Annotated in this window: 2 rRNA genes; both read left to right on the top strand. The window is 48.7% G+C overall.

The features are described 5' to 3' along the window. Positions 1-2,489: ribosomal RNA gene (locus tag EOJ36_RS11825) — 23S ribosomal RNA — on the top strand; the annotation flags it as partial. Between the two features lie 71 nt (positions 2,490-2,560). Then, positions 2,561-2,672: ribosomal RNA gene (gene rrf, locus EOJ36_RS11820) — 5S ribosomal RNA — on the top strand. Positions 2,673-2,686: the final 14 nt, after the last annotated feature.

Below are 2,686 nucleotides of genomic sequence, written 5' to 3'. Positions count from 1 at the left end.
GGCCGAAGGAGGTGAGAGCCCTGTATTGGTAAGACTTGTGTATAGTAGGAGTATCCTGAGTAGGGGGGAGCTGGTGAAACTCCCTTTGAATCTGCCGGCACCATCCGGTAAGGCTAAATACTACCAAGAGACCGATAGTGAACGAGTACTGTGAAGGAAAGGTGAAAAGTACCCTGAGTAAGGGGGTGAAAAGACCCTGAAACCATACGCTTACAAGCGGTCGGAGCCCAGTAATTGGGTGACGGCGTGCCTTTTGCATAATGAGCCTACGAGTTACTTTTTCTGGCGAGGTTAATCACGTAGACGTGAGCAGCCGGAGCGAAAGCGAGTCTGAATAGGGCGCTTAGTCAGAGGGAGTAGACGCGAAACTTTGTGATCTACCCATGAGCAGGTTGAAGCTCCGATAACACGGAGTGGAGGACCGAACCAGTTTACGTTGAAAAGTATTTGGATGACTTGTGGGTAGGGGTGAAAGGCCAATCAAACTGAGAAATAGCTCGTACTCCCCGAAATGTTTTTAGGAACAGCCTCGGGGTTAAGTTTTAAGCAGGTAAAGCTACCGATAGGACTAGGGGGAGTCAAATCCTACCAAATCCTGACGAACTCTGAATGGCTTAAAATATACCCGGGAGTGAGGGCTAGGGTGCTAAGGTCCTAGTCCGAGAGGGAAAGAACCCAGACCAACAGCTAAGGTCCCTAAATTTTTACTAAGTTGAACAAAGGAGGTCTGATTGCAGTGACAGCCAGGATGTTAGCTTGGAAGCAGCTATTCATTTAAAGAGTGCGTAACAGCTCACTGGTCGAGCGAGGCGGGCATCGATAATAAACGGGCATCAAGTAAAATACCGAAGCTTTGGATTGTATGTAAATACACTGGTAGGGGAGCATTCTGATAGCGGTGAAGGTGAAGCGACAAGCTTTGTTGGAGCGATCAGAAAAGCAAATGTAGGCATGAGTAACGATAATGAAGGCGAGAAACCTTCACGCCGAAAGACTAAGGATTCCTCAGCTATGCTAATCAACTGAGGGTTAGTCGGGGGCTAAGGGTCTAGCGAGAGCGACAACCTAATGCACAGCAGGTTAATATTCCTGCACTTACTTATAGGGGGCGTAGATGACGGAGAGAGAGGCTTATCAGGTACTGACGGAATAGTGCCTTTGAGTTGCGGCAGCAATGCCAAAGCGAGTATAGGGATTGATCTTCCAAGAAAAGTCTGCAACTTTAACTTATGAGTAACCCGTACCGTAAACCGACACAGGTGGTCGAGAAGAATATTCTAAGGCGCTCGAGTGAATCACGGCTAAGGAACTCGGCAAATTAACCCTGTAACTTCGGGATAAAGGGAGCCTCGAGTAATCGAGGCCGCAGAGAAATGGCCCAGGCGACTGTTTAACAAAAACACATGGCTTTGCAAAATCGAAAGATGACGTATAAGGCCTGACACCTGCCCGGTGCTGGAAGGTTAAGGGGGGATGTTAGCCGCAAGGCGAAGCATTGAACTGAAGCCCCAGTAAACGGCGGCCGTAACTATAACGGTCCTAAGGTAGCGAAATTCCTTGTCGGGTAAGTTCCGACCTGCACGAATGGTGTAACGATCTGGGCACTGTCTCAGCCGTGAGCTCGGTGAAATTGTAGTAACGGTGAAGATGCCGTTTACCCGCAACGGGACGGAAAGACCCCATGAACCTTTACTATAGCTTAGCATTGAGTTTTGGTACTGGATGTGTAGGATAGGTGGGAGGCTGTGAGCCGGTGTCGCTAGGCATCGGGGAGCCAACGTTGAAATACCACCCTTCTTGTACTGGAATTCTAACTCGTAAAAACGAGGACATTGCTTGGTGGGTAGTTTGACTGGGGTGGTCGCCTCCAAAAGGATAACGGAGGCTTTCAAAGGTTCCCTCAGCACGCTTGGTAACCGTGCGTAGAGTGCAATAGCAAAAGGGAGCTTGACTGTGAGACCGACAAGTCGATCAGGTACGAAAGTAGGATATAGTGATCCGGTGGTTTAGTATGGAACAGCCATCGCTCAAAGGATAAAAGGTACTCTGGGGATAACAGGCTGATCTCCCCCAAGAGCTCACATCGACGGGGAGGTTTGGCACCTCGATGTCGGCTCGTCACATCCTGGGGCTGGAGAAGGTCCCAAGGGTTCGGCTGTTCGCCGATTAAAGTGGCACGCGAGCTGGGTTCAGAACGTCGTGAGACAGTTCGGTCCCTATCTGTTGTGGGCGTAGGAATATTGACAGGTTCTGACTTTAGTACGAGAGGACCGAGTTGGACTGACCGCTGGTTGATCAGTTGTTCTGCCAAGGGCATCGCTGAGTAGCCACGTCGGGACCAGATAAGCGCTGAAAGCATCTAAGTGCGAAACTGACCTGAAGATGAGTATTCCATGAGGGTCCGTGTAGACGACACGGTTGATAGGCTACAGATGTAAAGGCAGTAATGTCAAAGTCGAGTAGTACTAATTACCCGAAAGCTTATATTATTATATTAAAACCTTCTTTGCACTTACTTGATTTTTAACTCACAATATTGTTATAAGATTCTTAAAGATTTTATGGAGCCGATAGGACGGGTGTTCACCTCTTCCCATCTCGAACAGAGAAGTTAAGCCCCGCACCGCTGATGATACTGGGATCAAACCCGGGAAAGTAAGTAAGCTCCAAAGTATTATTCAAGGCC

Origin of the sequence: Sandaracinomonas limnophila (assembly GCF_004005965.1) — a bacterium.
GTDB classification, from domain to species: Bacteria; Bacteroidota; Bacteroidia; order Cytophagales; family Spirosomataceae; genus Sandaracinomonas; species Sandaracinomonas limnophila.
This window is presented reverse-complemented; position numbering and strand designations above follow the sequence as displayed.